Origin of the sequence: Azospirillum melinis (assembly GCF_013340935.1) — a bacterium.
Taxonomy (GTDB): domain Bacteria; phylum Pseudomonadota; class Alphaproteobacteria; order Azospirillales; family Azospirillaceae; genus Azospirillum; species Azospirillum melinis.
The window spans coordinates 32,904-48,946 of record NZ_WHOS01000016.1 but is presented as its reverse complement, the minus strand read 5'-3'; the positions used below and the strand labels follow the sequence as shown (position 1 = coordinate 48,946).

Below are 16,043 nucleotides of genomic sequence, written 5' to 3'. Positions count from 1 at the left end.
TCTGAGGGTTGATCGACATGAACCACATCGCGCCCGGCGCCCGTGCCGGCATCTACCATTACGACGAGATCGACCGGCAGTTCGTTGCCGAGCGCGTCGAGCAGTTCCGCAAACAGGTCGAGCGGCGGCTGTCCGGCGAGCTGACGGAGGAGGAGTTCAAGCCGGTCCGGCTGATGAACGGCCTCTATCTCCAGCTTCACGCCTACATGCTGCGCATCGCCGTGCCCTATGGCGTGATGTCGGCCACCCAGCTGCGCAAGCTGGCGGAGATCGGGCGCCGGTACGACCGCGGCTACGGCCACTTCACCACCCGCCAGAACCTGCAATACAACTGGATCAAGCTGGAGGACACCCCGGCCATCCTGCATGAGCTGGCCGAGGTCGACATGCACGCGCTGCAGACCAGCGGCAACTGCGTGCGCAACGTCACCACCGACCCCTTCGTCGGCGCCGCCAGGGACGAGGTGGTGGATGGCCGCGTCTATGCCGAGATCCTGCGGCAGTGGACGACGATGCACCCCGAGTTCACCTATCTGCCGCGCAAGTTCAAGATCGCCATCTCCGGCGCCGAGAGCGACCGCGCCGCGGTGCGCATCCACGACGTCGGCCTGCTGGCCCGTCGCAACGACAAGGGCGAAGCCGGCTTCTCCTTCTATGTCGGCGGCGGTCTCGGCCGTTCGCCCTTCGTCGGCAAGCTGGTGCGCGAGTGGGTGGCCGAGGAGGATTTCGTCGCCTATCTCGAAGCCATCCTGCGCGTTTACAACCAGTACGGACGCCGCGACAACATCTACAAGGCGCGCATCAAGATCCTGGTGCACGAGCTTGGGCTGGAGAAATTCACCCAGGAGGTCGAGGAGGAGTTCGCGCGGCTGCGCGGCCCCAAGTACCGCCTGGATCCGGAGATCGTCGAGGGTGTCCGCCAGCATTTCGCCCCGCCGCCCTTCGAGGAGCCGCCCGATCACTCCGAAGCGCTGGAGCGTGCCAAGGCGTCCGATCCGGCCTTCGCCAACTGGCTGGCGGTGAATGTCGCGGAGCACAAGGCGCCGGGCTATGCCATCGCCACCATCTCGCTGAAGCCGGCCGGCGGCATCCCCGGTGACGCCACCTGCGACCAGATGGACCTCGTCGCCGATCTGGCCGAGCGCCACAGCTTTGGCGAGCTGCGCGTCACCCATGTCCAGAACCTCGTCCTCGCCCATGTGAAGAAGGATGAGCTGTACGACCTGTGGAAGCAGCTCGACGCGGCGGAGCTGGGCAGCGCCAATGCCGGGCTGATCGGCGACATCATCGCCTGCCCGGGGCTGGATTACTGCGCGCTTGCCAATGCCCGCTCGATCCCGCTGGCGCAGGCGATCTCCGCCCGCTTTGCCGATCCGGTCCGCCAGCGCACCATCGGTGAACTGGGCATCAAGATCAGCGGCTGCATCAACGCCTGCGGCCATCACCATGTCGGCGCCATCGGCATCCTCGGCGTCGACAAGAAGGGCACCGAGTATTACCAGATCACCGTCGGCGGCGACCCGACGCTGACCACGGAAATCGGCGACATCCTCGGCCCGGCGGTGACCGAGACCGAAGCGGTGGACGCCATCGAGGCCATCGTCGACGTCTATCTCGCCAACCGCACGGGCGAGGGCGAGCGCTTCATCGACACGCTCCGCCGCGTCGGCCATGCCCCGTTCAAGGAGAGAATCTATGCCGCTGATTGAGAATGGGCGCATCGGCGAGGATGCCTGGAGCTTCATCCCCGATGGCGAGCCGGTCCCCAACGACCGCCCGGTCATCATCAGCTTCGAGCGCTGGCAGGCGGAGCGTGACAGCTTCGAGGGCCGCAACGCCCGGCTGGGCGTGCGGCTGAAGAGCGGCACGCTGGCGGGGGCCATCGCCGCCGACCTCGACCGCTTCTCCCTGGTGGCGCTGGAGTTCCCGAAGTTCCGCGACGGCCGCGGCTTCTCCACCGCGCGCGAGCTGCGGGAGCGCTACGGCTACACCGGCGAGATCCGCGCGGTCGGCCATGTCATTCCCGACCAGTATCTGTTCCTGGTCCGCACCGGCTTCACCTCGGTCGAGGCGCCGGAAGGCACCAACCCGGACAGCTGGGCCAATGCGCTGAAGGAGATCACCATCGCTTTCCAGCCCAGCCTGGACGACACCGCGCCGCTGTCGCTGCTGCGCCGCAAGCTGAAGGTGGGGTAGGGCGGCGGTTTTCATCCGCCCAGAACCGATGGAAAAGGCGCCGTCCCCGCCGGGACGGCGCCTTCCTGTTTTCAGAGGGGGGTGAACCAGGAACTCGACACGTCCTGGGCCATCACTCCGGAGAGGGTAACCGTCGACGCGTTGCCAAAGCCGGAAATGTTGAGAACAGCCTCGCCCTGGGCGTTGGCGCTCACCGTGTAGCTCTGGTAGTTGAGCAGTCCGATCCTGTCGCCCTCCGCGGCGTTGAAATCGCCCACGACGTCGTTGCCGCCGCTGCCGCCGAAGCTTACCGAGAAATCGAACAGGTCGGCGCCGGCCCCGCCTTGCAGCACGTCGTCACCGCCGCCGCCCCGCAGCCTGTCGTCACCGGTCCCACCGGACAGCGTGTCGTTGCCGGAACCGCCGGTCAGCACATCGTTGCCGTCCTCGCCGGCCATCGTCACTGCCGAGTAGGAGCTGGCCGCCGTCACGGTGTCATTGCCGACCCCGCCGATGACATGCTCGATCGAATTGGAGATATTCAGATCGACGCCCCCGGCATAGCGGACAATGACCGTGTCGTCGCCATCGCCGCCAAAAAGACGGGCCGCGGTCGGGGTATCGATATAGAAACTGTCGTTGCCGCCCTCGCCGAACAGCACATTGTCGCCGGCCCCGCCGATCAGGACATCATCCCCGTCACCGCCGTACAGACTGTCGTTGCCTGCTCCGCCGACCAGCACATCGTTCCCCGCACGGCCGAACAGAGTGTCGTTGCCGTCGCCGCCATCCAGCGTGTCGTCGCCATAATCTCCGAGCAGCGTGTCGTCGCCGAGTCCGCCAAACAGATATCCCATATGCTTGTCCCCCCACTTGCAAAACAGAGCGTTTCAAAAATTGTGACTGGTGGATGATAGACAATTTAACGGTCAGAGGAATCACAGATATCTACCACAGGGCGTGGTAACAAGTCGCAACCGGCCTTGTTAGAAAATTGCGGAAAGGGGTATTTGCCGGGAGGACCCCCACGGCAGGCGCAATGGGCCGGGCGAAAAGGGAATGACCCGAAAATGACTGTGGCGCCGAAGCCCGTCTGGACTTAGCGCCACATCGTACCGAACGTTCAAGCGATGGGGACGATTCTGCGTCCGCGGTCCGGCCGCTCACCAGTGGCGGAGCGGCCCGACGTCGACATGGACGAAGTTGCTGTCCGGATAGTAGCCGACCCCGCCGCCACGCAGGCTGAGCGCCGCCCGCTGGAGCTGGCGGGTCGACAGGCCCTGAACCCGCAGGTCGATTGCCATGCCGCGCATGTGATAGCTGTTCTGCGCCACGCCGCTGCCGTCGGCCTCGCGCAGCATCGCATTGGTCTCCGGCGAGCGGTAGCCCGAGACGATCTCGATCGGGCCGCGGCGGTTGATCTTGCGGCTCAGCGAGTGGACCAGATCGATCAGCTTCGGGTCCATCGCATGGACCGAATTGTTGTGGTGGTCGCGCAGAACGCGGTTCAGCGCCCGCATCGCGTCGCGGACATATTTGCCCCGCGACCAGTATTCGGCGCTGATGCGCTCGCCGGTGTGCAGGTTCACCAGGGACAGCACCCGCGGCGGAGCGCGGAGCGCCGCAGCTTCCGCCTCTTCGCTGGTGAGCAGCGTCCCGCCGGCTGAGGCGACCGCCGCCAGGCCGAGGCCGGCACGCAGAAGATGGCGGCGATCAAGATGACGGCGTTCGGTGGCGTGGCTCTCGCCGACGCTCGGGCGTGCGGTCGTGATCGACCGGGCGTCCGCATCCTTCATCATTCTTCCTTCATATCCCGTTTTTCCGCTCCGGCAGCCGGAATCCATCGTCTGGACCCGTCGTCCCGGTTACGGCCAAAGTCACACCCTGGCTAAGGTCAAGGCGTGCTGCGGTGCGTTTATCCGAAAGGTGGGACACTTTTAGGATGCCCGTGGCCTTTTCTGTCAAGCAACCATTGCTTAACCGATGCTGTTTTCTGGAGGAGTCGAGGGATTCCGCCGCCTCGCCCGGAACAGGGGCGGGAAGCCGAGTCGCGGCTGTTCGCGACCCGTTCGCAGCCGGTTCGATTACAGAACGGTAACCTGCACGACTCGGGACTGACGCGGTAAAGTCACGGCGGTGGACGTGTTGGGGCCTATGGCCGTTGCTATGGCCAAGCTTCCGTTTTTCCTATCCATCCCGGCTGGAATCCCCGTTTTTCCACCGATGCGCCATGTCGGCGGGCCGCCGAACCGCATCCTCCGAAAGAGGGTGCGCAAAAGGGGGATTCATTCAGCCTTCGGTAAGGAATGAACCGCATGATTGTCGCGATGTAACCATTTCACGGCGTCGAGTTGTCCGTGCCAACCGCCACCACCCCGACCGCTCAGTCCGTCTCCTTCTTTCGGCCCGACCAACTGGCCGAGGTGCTGGACCGGCATGCCCGCTGGATCAAGGGCCAGCCGGGCGGTGCCCGCGCCAACCTCGCCATGGCCGATCTGGAGGGGGTGGACCTGTCGCAGCGCGACCTGCGCGGCGCCCGTCTGGTCGGGGCGCGGCTGGCGCGCGGGCGGCTGAACGGAACCAATCTGGCCGGCGCCGACCTGTTCGGCGTCGATCTGCGCGATGCCGACATCAGCCGCGCCAACCTGATGCAGACCGACCTGCGCGGCGCCCGGCTGCGCGCGGCCGACTTCTCGAACGCCAATTTGAAGGGCGCCGACCTGCGCGCCGGCACGCTGGAACCGGGCGGCACCGCCCGTCGCGGCACCGGCCCCGATGCGCAGGACGCCGAAAGCGCCCGCCAGATCCACAAGGCGGCACTCGCCCGCCTCCAGAACGGCATGACGGCGGAGGGCGGCATTCCCACCGACCTCACCGGGGCGGTGCTGCGCGGCGCCAACCTGTCCGACGCCGACCTCAGCGGCGCCATGTTGCAGAACGCCGATCTGTCGGGGGCGGTGCTGACCGGGGCGGACCTGACCGGCGCCCGGCTGAACGGCGCCAACCTGTCGGGGGCGGCGCTGGACGGCACCCGCTTCGACAAGGCCGACATGGTCGGCACGCGGATGGCTGACTGCGACCTGTCCTCCACCCGCATCGCCACGGCGCAGATGACCCGCCCCATCGACAGCATGGGGTCGGAAATCCAGCGCGCCATCTTCGACCATGAGCGCTGGATCGACAGCTTCGGCCAGCGCGGCCAGCGGGCCGATCTGGACGGCGCCGACCTCAGCCGTGCCGATTTGCGCAATGTCAACCTCAGCGCCGCAAGCTTGCGCGGGGCCAACCTGTCGGCGGCGGCGCTGACCGGCGCGCGGCTGATGATGACCGATCTGTCGGGCGCCAATCTGGAGGGCGCCAACCTGATGGGCGCCGACCTGTCGGGCGCCAACCTCAGCTACGCCGTGCTGACCGGCGCCGACCTGACGCGGGTGCGGCTTGGGCCGGCAGCGATCAAGGACCCGTCTGGCCGCCCCACCGGCCGCTCCTGGGCCGCCAACCTGATGGGAGCCGACATGCGCGGCGCCCTGCTGGTCGGCACCTGTCTGGTGCAGGCGAACCTGTCCGACGCCAATCTCGACAGCGCCGACATGGACGGTGCCGACATGGCCGGCGCCAAGCTTCAGCGCGCCACGCTCCCCGGCCGTCCGCCCCGCCGGGGTTGAGGCGGAACTCCACATCCGATTAACCGTCCCGCTGCCTTTATCACGGCAGGATGATCGTCACCGTGGTGCCGGTGCCCGGCGTGCTGTCCAGCGTCAGGGTGCCGCCATGGGCCTCGACGAAGCGGCGGGCCAGCGGCAGGCCCAGGCCGGTGCCGGCCTCCGCCTTGGTCAGATAATTGTGGACCTGACGGAACGGCTCCATCGCGATCACCAGCTCATCCGCGGTCATGCCGACGCCGGTGTCAGCGATCACGATGACCGCACCGGTTCCGCCGGGTCCGGGCCTGGCCTCCACCCGCACCGCACCGCCCGACGGAGTGAATTTGATGGCATTGGACAGGACGTTCAGCACCGCCTGCCGCATGCGGACCCCATCCACGGTGACCTGAAGATCGGACGCGATGGCGCCGCTGGTCAGCACCACCCCCTTGCGCAGGGCCAGCGCCTCCATCAGCGACAGGCAATCCTCCAGCAGCTCGCCCAGCGCGACGCAGGCGGGGAACAGCTCCAGCCGTCCGGCCTCGATCTTCGCCATGTCCAGAAGCTCGTTCACCAGATCCAGCAGATGGCGGCCGGACTGGTGGATGGCGGTCAGATATTCGACATGCTTGGGCGGGGAGGGGCCGAAGATGCCGGACATCAGCGCCTCGGCGAAGCCGATGATCGCGTTCAGCGGGGTGCGCAGCTCGTGGCTCATGTTCGCCAGGAAATCGCTCTTGGCCCGGTTCGCCGCCTCGGCATGATCCTTTTCCGACTGCAGCCGGCGGCGCTGCTCGATCAGCACCGCCTCACGGGCGCGCCGCACCTCCTCCTCGGCACTGCGGCGGCGGCCGTAGGCGCGCGACACCAGCAGCGCCAGCATCAGCGTCGCCGCGCAGGCGGCAGCCGCTCCGCCGACCACCGTCATGCGGGTGGCGTTCAGCTTCTGCTGCACGATGGTCGACGGCACGCCCAGCACCACCGCCCAGCCGGTTTCGGATGAGCGGTGGATGACGGAGTGGACCTCGATCCCGTCCTTGGTCTGGCCGACGAACATGCGGTTGCTGCCGGTGCGGATCCGCGCCTCCAGCGACGCGTAGACCTTCTGGCCCAGATGGGCCGCCGCATCGCGTGAGCGGGCGGCGATCAGCATGGTCGGATCGATGACGGTGACCGTCCATTCCGGCGGGGTGTCGCGGGTCCTCAGGGCGCTGGACAGCCCCTCCAGCCCAAGTGCCAGGGACAGGACGTAGCGCACCCGGTCGTTCTGGCGGTCCGGGTCGAACTGGAGGATCGGTGCCCGCAGGATCAGCGACGGCCGGCCCGGCGGTCCGCCGGGCGGCAGCACGCCGCCGATGGTCGCGCGGCGGCTTTCGATGACATGGCGGGTGATCTCGTCCAGCCGGGGCGGCGGCAGCGGCTGGACGCCCAGCGGGTAATGGGTGTGGAAGACGAAGCGGCCGGTGTCGGCATCGACCATCCCCATCGCCAGCCAGCCGGGCTGGCTGTGGGTGGCGGTGGTGGTCTCCTGGTACAGGGTGGGCAGATCGTCGGCATTGGGCTGGAGCAGCGACGCCAGCAGTTCCAGCGGCCGCAGCTGGCTCGCCAGTTCACGGTCGACCGCCAACGACAACGACTGCGCCACCGATTGCAGCGCATCCTCCGTCTCCGCCCGGTCGCGGGCGTCGAGCTGCCAGACCATCACGGCGCCGAACAGCAGCAGCGGTGCCGTCACGGCCAAGCCGATGGCGAGGATGGAACTGGGTAACCGAAACCTCAACCGCTGATGCTCCAGTCCGCCGGGGAATACGACCACCGGAGTGGCGCGAACAGACTAGTACGGGACCGGCGGGGACTCCAGGCGCCTCCGTCGTCCCCTGGGTTTTCCCTTATCGGGAGAAGCAATCAGGCCGCACCCGTCAGCAGCCGCGTCAGCTCCACCGCCGTCTTCACCCGCATCTTCTCGAACACATGGCTGCGGTGGACCTCCACCGTGCGCATGCTGATGCCCAGCTCGTCGGCGATCACCTTGTTCAGGCGGCCGGCGACGACCAGCTCCATCACCTGCCGCTCGCGCTGGGTCAGGGTGGCCAGACGGGCGGCCAGCCCGGCCTGACCGGCTTCGCGCTCGCGCTGTTCGGCGTCGTAGGCCAGCGCGTCGATCACCCGGTCGACCAGCTCGTTGTCGTTGAAGGGCTTCTCCACGAAATCGCGGGCTCCCTTCTTCAGGGCGCCGACGGCGATGGGCACGTCGCCATGGCCGGTCAGGAAGATCACCGGCATGCGGCAGCCCTTGGACAGCAGCCGGTCGAACAGCTCCAGCCCGCTCATCCCCTCCATGCGGATGTCCAGCAGGAGGCAGCCGGCGGTGTCCGGCCGCCAGGACTCCAGGAAGGATTCGGCCGACGGCCAGCCCGCCACCGGGACGTTGCGCGACTGGAACAGCCAGCCGAGCGCGTCGCGGATGGCCTCGTCGTCGTCGACGATGTGGAGCGTGGTCATTCGGCAGCCTCGGCGGTGTGATCGGGATAGGGGCCGGCGGGATGTGGGCCGGTTGTCCGGTCCGGCGTGCGGGCATGGACGGGCAGGGTGAACAGGAAGCGCGTGCCGGCGGCGGTGGCCCCCGTTGTGTCTCCGTTTCCATCGTCCTCCGGCGCCACCGTCTCGAACCACAGCCGGCCGCGATGGTGCTCGACGATGGACCGGCAGATGTTCAGGCCCATGCCCATACCTTCGCGCTTGGTGGTGAAGAAAGGGGAAAACAGGCGGTCGGCCACGTCGGGGGCAACGCCGCAGCCATGGTCGCGGATCTCCGTCAGCAGCAGGCGGGCGCCATCCCTGCCCCCGTCCTTGCCGTCCCCGCCGCCGTCGCAATCGGTCTGGCGGACGGTGACCGTCAGGCGGCGGTCGGCGCGCGGGGTGCGGGCCATCGCCTCGATCCCGTTGCGCATCAGGTTCAGCACCACCTGTTGCAGCAGGATGCGGTCGCCGGTGACCGGCGGCAGATCGGCCGGGGCATCCAGTTCCACCCGCACGCCCAGCCTTGCGGCGTCGCTGCCGGCCAGCCCCACGCAATCCTCCAGCACCTCGGCCAGCGAACAGGGGGCGACCCTGGGATCGCGCTTGCGCACGAAGTCGTGGATGCGGCGCACCACCAGCCCGGCCCGCTTGGCCTGGGCGGCCAGCTTCTCCAGCGCCGCCGCCACCTCTTCCGTGTCGCAGCGGTCGGAGCGCAGCCGGTTCAGGCAGCCGGTGCAATAGCTGGCGATGGCCGACAGCGGCTGGTTCAGCTCATGCGCCAGGGTGGAGGCCATTTCACCCATGGTGATCAGGCGGGAGGTCTGTTGCAGCCGCTCCTGCTGCTGGCGTGCCAGTTCCTCGGCACGCTTGCGTTCGGTGATGTCGAGGACGGAGCCCATCCAGCCGGTCTGCCGCCCGTTGGCGTCGATCAGCGGCGCCTCGTAGATCAGCGCCTCGAACCGCTCGCCGTCGGCGCGCTGGAAGCGCATCTCCAGCCCGCTTTCCGGCGCCCGGCCGGCCAGCACGTCCTGGAAGGCGGCCTCGGCCCGGTCGATCTCCTCCGGCAGCCAATAGGGCGCCGGCGGGCCGCGCCCGATCAAATCTTCCGCGTCCAGCCCGACCATCCGGCAGAAGGCCGGGTTGACGTAGGTGATGCGCCCCTCCAGGTCGCGGGCGCGCATGCCAACGGTCAGGCTGTCCTCCATCGCCTTGCGGAAGGCATGCTCCTCGCGCAGCGCCTCCTCGGCGCGCAGGCGGCCGGCGATGTGCCGGCGCAGCGACCACAGGCTCCACAAGGCCGACCCGGTCAGCGCGAAGATCGCCGCCACCAGAACGGTGCGGGTGACGTTGGACTCGGTGGGGTAGGCGGTGGCGACCAGGGCCATCCCATGGCCGGGCGGATCGAACGGGATGAGGTGGCTGCGCGCTGGGTCGGGCGCCGGCCCTGCCATGGAGCCGGGCACCGACATGCGCGACTTCGATCCCAGCACCGTGCCGGTGGCGTCAATCACCTCCAGCTGGTAACGCTGGGCGAACCACCAGGGGACATGGTGGGTCAGCATCGCCTCGAAGGAGAAGACGCCGACCAGCGTGCCGGCGAAGGCGCCGTCGCGGAACAGCGGGAAGGCGGCGTCGAAGCCGCGGTCGGTGGCATCGATCCGGTAGGGCGCGCCATAGGCCCGCAGGCCGGAAGACCGCGCGATCCGCACCGCGTCGTCGCGGGCCATGCCCTCCGCGCCGGCCGGCTCCGATGTTGTGTCCGTTCCGCCGCTCCCCGGGAACGGCGGTTCTGCCAGCAGGGTACGGCCCTGGGGGTCGAGCCACAGCACCCGCTCGATCGCCGGATTGGTGTTCACCACCAGCCGGGCCATTGCGGCGAACTGCCGCAGGTCCAGCTCGGTCCGGCCTGCTTCGGTCCGGCTCAGCGTCTCCGCCAGCCTCTCCAGCTTGTCCTCGTCGGACGCAAGCTGGAAGTGCAGGTTCTGCTCCACCCACAGCGCATCCTTGATCAGCGCCAGCGCCTCCTCCTCCCGCTCGTTGCGCTGCAACAGCCACAGGAAGGCGCCCAGCAGCACCACGACCAGCGCCATCGCCACCACCGGCATGGCATGCGGCACCGCCCGCCCGATGCGGACGGCAGGACTGGAGTTGCGGGATGGCTTCGGCATCGGGGTGGACACGAAAGTATGGGGGCAGGGGATGGCTGGATCGCACGAAAGTGGAATAGGCCGACTCTGCGGATATCCACAATAGCCGCAATTCGTCCGATCATGAACAATGCGCAACAAGTACGGGGCCGAACAGTCAGCCCTGTCTACAATGAATACCAGAGGGGGACGCACCTATGAAACTCGTGAAGCTCCTGTGCGCGGCGGCGGTCGGCTGCATGATGTCGGCGCCGATGGCGATTTCGACGGCCTGGGCCCAGGACCAGATCGTGATCAAGTTCAGCCACGTCGTCGCGCCGGAGACGCCGAAGGGCAAGGGTGCCGAGAAGTTCAAGGAGCTGGCCGAGAAGCTGACCGCCGGCAAGGTGAAGATCGAGGTCTATCCCAACAGCCAGCTCTACAAGGACAAGGAAGAGCTTGAGGCGCTGCAGCTGGGTGCCGTGCAGATGCTGGCCCCGTCGCTGGCAAAGTTCGGCCCGCTGGGCGCCAAGGAATTCGAGGTCTTCGACCTGCCCTACATCTTCCCGAGCAAGGAAGTCCTCCAGCGCGTCACCAAGGGCGAGATCGGCAAGAGCCTGTTCAAGAAGCTGGAGTCCAAGGGCATCATCGGGCTGGCCTACTGGGACAACGGCTTCAAGATCATGAGCGCCAACAAGCCGCTCATCAAGCCGGAGGACGTGAAGGGCCTGAAGATGCGCATCCAGTCGTCCAAGGTGCTGGACGCCCAGATGCGTGCGCTGGGTGCCCTGCCGCAGGTGATGGCCTTCTCCGAAGTGTACCAGGCGCTGCAGACCGGCGTCGTCGACGGCACGGAGAACCCGCCGTCCAACATGTACACCCAGAAGATGCACGAGGTTCAGAAGAACGCCACCCTGACCGACCACGGCTATCTCGGCTATGCGGTCATCGTGAACAAGAAGTTCTGGGAAGGCCTGCCCGCCGACGTCCGCGGCAAGCTGGAAGAGGCGATGAAGGAGGCGACCGACTACGCCAACGACATCGCCCAGAACGAGAACGACGTGGCGCTGGCCCAGATGAAGGCGTCCGGCAAGACCGAGTTCCACACCCAGACCAAGGAAGAGCGCGAAGCCTGGATCAAGGCCCTGAAGCCGGTCCACAAGGACGCCGAATCCCGCGTCGGCAAGGACCTGATCGAAGCGATCTACAAGGAATCGGCCGCGGCCGGCTTCAAGATGTAATTTGAGGTCATCCATTCCCCTCTCCCGCCCCGGGAGAGGGGAGGGGCCCATGCAAAGCATGGGAAGGGTGAGGGGTGATCCAAGGATCAGGATCCATGTGCGGATCGCCCCTCACCCTCCCGCCTTCGGCGGGGCCCTCCCTCTCCCGGGACGGGAGAGGGTATCAAGTTACCGACCATCTCCGCCGACCGGGAGATTCCCCCGACATGCTTATGAAAATTCTCGACCGGCTTGAGGAGACGCTGATCGCGTCGCTCATGGCCGGGGCGACGCTCGTCATCTTCGCGTCCGTCGTCCACCGCTATTTCTCCGGCGTCCCCTACATCCAGGACTATGTGCTGCATTGGAACCTCGCCTGGGCGCAGGAGCTGTGCATCTACATGTTCGTGTGGATGGCCAAGTTCGGTGCCGCCTATGGCGTGCGCACCGGCATCCATGTGGGCGTCGACGTCATCATCAACCGGATGGAACCGCACCTGCGTGCCAAGTTCGTGCTGTTCGGGCTGGGCGCCGGCGCGCTGTTCACCTTCATCGTCGGGTCGCTCGGCGCGCGCTTCGTCTACCACATCTCCGAGACCGAGCAGGTGTCGGCCGATCTGGAATGGCCGATGTGGATCATCTATCTGGCGGTGCCGCTCGGCTCCTACCTGATGTGCTTCCGCTTCCTCCAGGTCGCCTGGACCTTCATCCGCACCGGTGAACTGCCCCACCACGACCATGCCCAGGTCGACGGCATCGACCCGGTCGAAGCCGCCAAGGAAGGAGGCCCGGCATGAACGCCGCCATCATCTTCGGGCTTCTGCTGGCCCTCATGCTCACCGGCATGCCGATCTCGATTTCGCTCGGCCTGACGGTTCTGTCCTTCCTGTTCTTCATGACCGACGTGCCGATCGACGCCGTCGCGCTCAAGCTGTTCACCGGCATCGAGAAGTTCGAGATCATGGCGATCCCGTTCTTCATCCTGGCCGGCAACTTCCTGACCCATGGCGGCGTCGCCCGCCGCATGATCAACTTCGCCACCTCGATGGTCGGCCACTGGCACGGCGGCCTCGGCCTTGCCGGCGTGATGGCCTGCGCGCTGTTCGCGGCGGTGTCGGGCTCCAGCCCGGCCACCGTGGTCGCCATCGGCTCGATCATCCTGCCGGCCATGGTGGCGCAGGGCTTCCCGAAGAATTTCGGCGCCGGCATCATCACCACCTCGGGCGCGCTCGGCATCCTGATCCCGCCGTCCATCGTGATGGTGATGTACTGCGTCGCCACCACCGGCCATCCGCAGGCCGCCTCCATCGGCCAGATGTTCATCGCCGGCGTGGTGCCCGGCATCCTGCTGGCCTGCTTCCTCGGCTTCACCACCTGGTACCGCGCCCGCAAGTTCGGCTATCCGCGCCTGCCCAAGGCCAGCTTTGCCCAGCGCATGCATGCCCTGCGCGAGAGCTTCTGGGGCCTGCTGCTGATCATCGTCGTTATGGGCGGCATCTACAGCGGCATCTTCACCCCGACCGAGGCGGCGGCGATGGCCGCGGTCTATGCCTTCTTCGTCGCGGTCTTCATCTACAAGGACATGCCGCTCCGCCGCGTGCCGAAGGTGCTGCTGGACAGCGCCAGCATGTCGGCGATGCTGCTCTACATCATCACCAACGCGGTGCTCTTCTCCTTCCTGATGACGTCGGAGCAGATCCCGCAGAACATGGCGGCCTGGATCCTCGACCAGAACATGGGCGTGTGGGTCTTCCTGCTGGTGGTGAACATCATCCTGCTGGCCGCCGGCAACTTCATGGAGCCGTCGTCCATCGTCCTGATCATGGCGCCGATCCTGTTCCCGGTCGCCATGAAGCTGGGCATCGACCCGGTGCATTTCGGCATCCTGATCATCGTGAACATGGAAGTCGGCATGTGCCACCCTCCGGTCGGCCTGAACCTCTACGTCGCCTCGGGCATCACCAAGATGGGCATCACCGAACTGACGGTGGCGGTGTGGCCGTGGTTGCTGACGATGCTGATCTTCCTCGGCCTCGTCACCTATGTCCCGGCGCTCACGCTGTGGTTCCCGCGCCTGCTCGGCTTCATGTAAAGCCGCAAGTCGTCAGGGGATTTCCTCGCTGAATCGGCAGGGGCCGCGAAGTCCGGACAAGGGACTTCGCGGCCCCGCTTTTTTGTACCCATACATTGTTGTGCGTTGAAGCGGGCGCGCGGCAGGGCCTAAACTTCCGTCCTCCCCCGCCGCCAGCCAGACCAGAGGTTAGCCTTGTCGGCCCAGTTCCTGCCCACCGCCTGTCCGCACGACTGCCCCAGCACCTGCGCGCTGGAGGTGGAACGCCTCGCCCCCGACCGCATCGGCAAGGTGCGCGGTGCCGCCGAGAACAGCTACACCGCCGGCGTCATCTGCGCCAAGGTCAGCCGCTATGCCGAGCGCGTGCATTCGCCGGACCGGCTGAAGACCCCGCTGCTGCGCACCGGTCCCAAGGGCTCCGGCCAGTGGACGGAAATTGGCTGGGACGAGGCGCTGGATCGCATCGCCGACGCCTTCCTGACCGCCGAGCGCACCTACGGCGCGGAAGCGGTCTGGCCCTATTTCTACGCCGGCACCATGGGTCTGGTGCAGCGCGGCGGCATCCAGCGCCTGCGCCATGCCAAGGGCTATTCGCGCCAGACCAGCACGGTGTGCGACACGCCGGCCAACATGGGCTGGCTCGCCGGCTATGGCGACATCCGCGGCGCCGACCCGCGCGAGATGGCGGAAAGCGACCTGATCGTCAACTGGGGCGGCAACCCGGTGGCGACCCAGGTCAATGTGATGACCCATGTCAGCCGCGCGCGCAAAGGCCGCGGCGCCAAGCTGGTCACCATCGACCCCTACCGCACCGGCACGGCCGAGGTCTCCGACCTGCACCTGATGCTGCGGCCGGGCACCGACGGGGCGCTGGCCTGCGCGGTGATGCATGTGCTGTTCCGAGACGGCCATGCCGACCGCGCCTATCTGGCCCGGCTGGCCGGCGACACCGCGGCGCTGGAGGCGCATCTCGCCACCCGCACGCCGGAATGGGCAGCATCCATCACCGGCCTGACCGTGGCCGAGATCGAGGAATTCGCCCGCCTCTACGGCACCACCAAGCGGTCCTATCTGCGCGTCGGCTACGGCCTGTCGCGCGCCCACAATGGGGCGGCGCAGGTCCATGCCGTGTCCTGCCTGCCGGTGGTCACCGGCGCCTGGCAGCACAAGGGCGGCGGCGCGCTCTATTGCTCGTCCGGCATCTACAAGCTTGACAAGACCCTGTCGGAGGGGCTGGACCGTCTCGACAAGTCGGTGCGCAGCTTCGACCAGTCGCGCATCGGCGCGGTGCTGACCGGCGACCCGCGCGACCTGACCAGCGGCCCGCCGGTGACGGCGATGCTGATCCAGAACACCAACCCGGTGACGATCTGCCCGGACTCCAACCGCGTCCGCCAGGGCTTCCTGCGCGAGGATCTGTTCGTCGCGGTGCACGAGCAGTTCATGACCGACACGGCCAAGCTGGCCGATCTGGTGATCCCCGCCACCACCTTCCTGGAGCATGACGACATCTACCGCGGCGGCGGCCAGATGCACATCCTGATCGGCCGCAAGGTGATCGAGCCGCAGTTCGAGGCGCGCGAGAACCATTGGGTCATTTCCGAACTCGCCCGCCGCGTCGGCGCCGAGCATCCCGGATTCGGCATGACCGCGCTGGAAATCATCGACGCCATGCTGAAGGCGTCCGACCTCGGCGACGCGGCGACGCTGAGCGAGCAGCGTTGGATCGATGCCCAGCCGGATTTCGAGACCTCGCATTTCCTCAACGGCTTCGCCCATCCCGACGGCAAGTTCCGCTTCGCCCCCGACTGGGCGGCGCTCGGCCCCTATGGCGGCATGCCGGCGATGCCCGACCACATGCCCCCGGCCCGCGACGCCGATGCCGAGCACCCGTTCCGCCTTGTCACCGCCCCGGCGCGCCAGTTCCTCAACACCTCCTTCACCGAGACGCTGACCGCGCAGAAGCGCGAAGGCCGTCCCACCGCGCTGATCCATCCGGACGATGCCGCCGGGCTGGCTCTGGCCGACGGCGACGCGGTGCGGCTGGGCAACCCGCAAGGCAGCGTGGTGGTCCATGCGAAGTCTTTCGCCGGTGTGCCGCGCGGCGTGGTGATCGTCGAAGGCATCTGGCCCAACGGCGCCTTCGTCGAGGGCATGGGTATCAACAGCCTGACCTCGCCGGAACCGGTGCCGCCGGCCGGCGGTGCGGCGTTCCACGACACGGCAGTGTGGATGCGGGCGGCTTAAGCCGCCCACTCCCGCATCCCGGCCCCACATCCCACCCCTG

At 67.3% G+C, this 16,043-nt stretch carries 12 protein-coding genes; 7 read left to right on the top strand and 5 right to left on the bottom strand.

The window, feature by feature from the left end; genetic code table 11:
* The first annotated feature begins 17 nt into the window (after positions 1–17).
* Positions 18–1,709: a nitrite/sulfite reductase gene (locus GBZ48_RS14325; protein ID WP_174471646.1), complete on the top strand. Its 1,692-nt coding sequence runs from the start codon at positions 18–20 to the stop codon at positions 1,707–1,709.
* A complete protein-coding gene (locus GBZ48_RS14320; protein ID WP_174471645.1) occupies positions 1,696–2,196 on the top strand; it encodes a DUF934 domain-containing protein in 501 nt (166 codons plus the stop codon). The genes GBZ48_RS14325 and GBZ48_RS14320 overlap by 14 nt, the downstream gene beginning before the upstream one ends.
* 71 nt (positions 2,197–2,267) lie before the next feature.
* Here the strand turns inward: GBZ48_RS14320 and GBZ48_RS14315 are convergent, their stop codons facing one another.
* Together GBZ48_RS14315 and mepK are read right to left on the bottom strand one after the other, a co-directional pair.
* Positions 2,268–3,032 carry a calcium-binding protein gene (locus GBZ48_RS14315; protein WP_174471644.1) on the bottom strand — a complete coding sequence of 255 codons (765 nt, stop codon included), beginning with the start codon at positions 3,030–3,032 and terminating at the stop codon, positions 2,268–2,270.
* A 306-nt stretch (positions 3,033–3,338) separates the two neighbouring features.
* Positions 3,339–3,974, bottom strand: a complete 636-nt coding sequence (gene mepK, locus GBZ48_RS14310) for a peptidoglycan L,D-endopeptidase MepK (RefSeq protein WP_246307184.1) — start codon at positions 3,972–3,974, stop codon at positions 3,339–3,341.
* A gap of 558 nt (positions 3,975–4,532) precedes the next feature.
* On the opposite strand from mepK, the gene GBZ48_RS14305 reads away from it, so the two are divergent.
* Complete coding sequence (locus GBZ48_RS14305; RefSeq protein WP_109491025.1) at positions 4,533–5,840, top strand: pentapeptide repeat-containing protein; 1,308 nt, start codon at positions 4,533–4,535, stop codon at positions 5,838–5,840.
* 40 nt (positions 5,841–5,880) lie between these two features.
* On the opposite strand, the gene GBZ48_RS14300 is transcribed toward GBZ48_RS14305, so the two are convergent.
* From GBZ48_RS14300 to GBZ48_RS14290, 3 genes are all read right to left on the bottom strand, one after another.
* Positions 5,881–7,599 carry an ATP-binding protein gene (locus GBZ48_RS14300; protein ID WP_174471643.1) on the bottom strand — a complete coding sequence of 573 codons (1,719 nt, stop codon included), beginning with the start codon at positions 7,597–7,599 and terminating at the stop codon, positions 5,881–5,883.
* Positions 7,600–7,724: 125 nt separating this feature from the next.
* Positions 7,725–8,321: a response regulator transcription factor gene (locus GBZ48_RS14295; RefSeq protein ID WP_174471642.1), complete on the bottom strand. Its 597-nt coding sequence runs from the start codon at positions 8,319–8,321 to the stop codon at positions 7,725–7,727.
* A complete protein-coding gene (locus GBZ48_RS14290; RefSeq protein WP_174471641.1) occupies positions 8,318–10,507 on the bottom strand; it encodes a sensor histidine kinase in 2,190 nt (729 codons plus the stop codon). The genes GBZ48_RS14295 and GBZ48_RS14290 overlap by 4 nt, the downstream gene beginning before the upstream one ends.
* Before the next feature lie 176 nt (positions 10,508–10,683).
* Here GBZ48_RS14290 and GBZ48_RS14285 point away from each other — a divergent pair, with 176 nt between their 5' ends.
* The 4 genes from GBZ48_RS14285 to GBZ48_RS14270 all read left to right on the top strand — a co-directional run bounded on the left by GBZ48_RS14285 (position 10,684) and on the right by GBZ48_RS14270 (position 16,003).
* Positions 10,684–11,706 (top strand): TRAP transporter substrate-binding protein, encoded by a 1,023-nt coding sequence (locus tag GBZ48_RS14285; protein ID WP_149230675.1) that lies wholly within the window; start codon positions 10,684–10,686, stop codon positions 11,704–11,706.
* Positions 11,707–11,912: 206 nt separating this feature from the next.
* Positions 11,913–12,482, top strand: coding sequence for a TRAP transporter small permease (locus GBZ48_RS14280; protein ID WP_209798124.1), 570 nt, complete (start codon positions 11,913–11,915; stop codon positions 12,480–12,482).
* Positions 12,479–13,777, top strand: coding sequence for a TRAP transporter large permease (locus GBZ48_RS14275; RefSeq protein ID WP_174471640.1), 1,299 nt, complete (start codon positions 12,479–12,481; stop codon positions 13,775–13,777). The genes GBZ48_RS14280 and GBZ48_RS14275 overlap by 4 nt, the downstream gene beginning before the upstream one ends.
* A 174-nt stretch (positions 13,778–13,951) precedes the next feature.
* Positions 13,952–16,003 (top strand): molybdopterin oxidoreductase family protein, encoded by a 2,052-nt coding sequence (locus GBZ48_RS14270; protein WP_174471639.1) that lies wholly within the window; start codon positions 13,952–13,954, stop codon positions 16,001–16,003.
* Positions 16,004–16,043 lie beyond the last annotated feature (40 nt).

What these genes read in the sequence shown, in the direction of transcription:
- GBZ48_RS14325 (WP_174471646.1), top strand. Translation starts at nt 18, where the DNA reads ATGAACCACATCGCGCCCGGCGCCCGTGCCGGCATCTACCATTACGAC.
- GBZ48_RS14320 (WP_174471645.1), top strand. Translation starts at nt 1,696, where the DNA reads ATGCCGCTGATTGAGAATGGGCGCATCGGCGAGGATGCCTGGAGCTTC.
- GBZ48_RS14315 (WP_174471644.1), bottom strand. Translation starts at nt 3,032, where the DNA reads ATGGGATATCTGTTTGGCGGACTCGGCGACGACACGCTGCTCGGAGAT.
- mepK (WP_246307184.1), bottom strand. Translation starts at nt 3,974, where the DNA reads ATGATGAAGGATGCGGACGCCCGGTCGATCACGACCGCACGCCCGAGC.
- GBZ48_RS14295 (WP_174471642.1), bottom strand. Translation starts at nt 8,321, where the DNA reads ATGACCACGCTCCACATCGTCGACGACGACGAGGCCATCCGCGACGCG.
- GBZ48_RS14290 (WP_174471641.1), bottom strand. Translation starts at nt 10,507, where the DNA reads ATGCCGAAGCCATCCCGCAACTCCAGTCCTGCCGTCCGCATCGGGCGG.
- GBZ48_RS14285 (WP_149230675.1), top strand. Translation starts at nt 10,684, where the DNA reads ATGAAACTCGTGAAGCTCCTGTGCGCGGCGGCGGTCGGCTGCATGATG.
- GBZ48_RS14280 (WP_209798124.1), top strand. Translation starts at nt 11,913, where the DNA reads ATGCTTATGAAAATTCTCGACCGGCTTGAGGAGACGCTGATCGCGTCG.
- GBZ48_RS14275 (WP_174471640.1), top strand. Translation starts at nt 12,479, where the DNA reads ATGAACGCCGCCATCATCTTCGGGCTTCTGCTGGCCCTCATGCTCACC.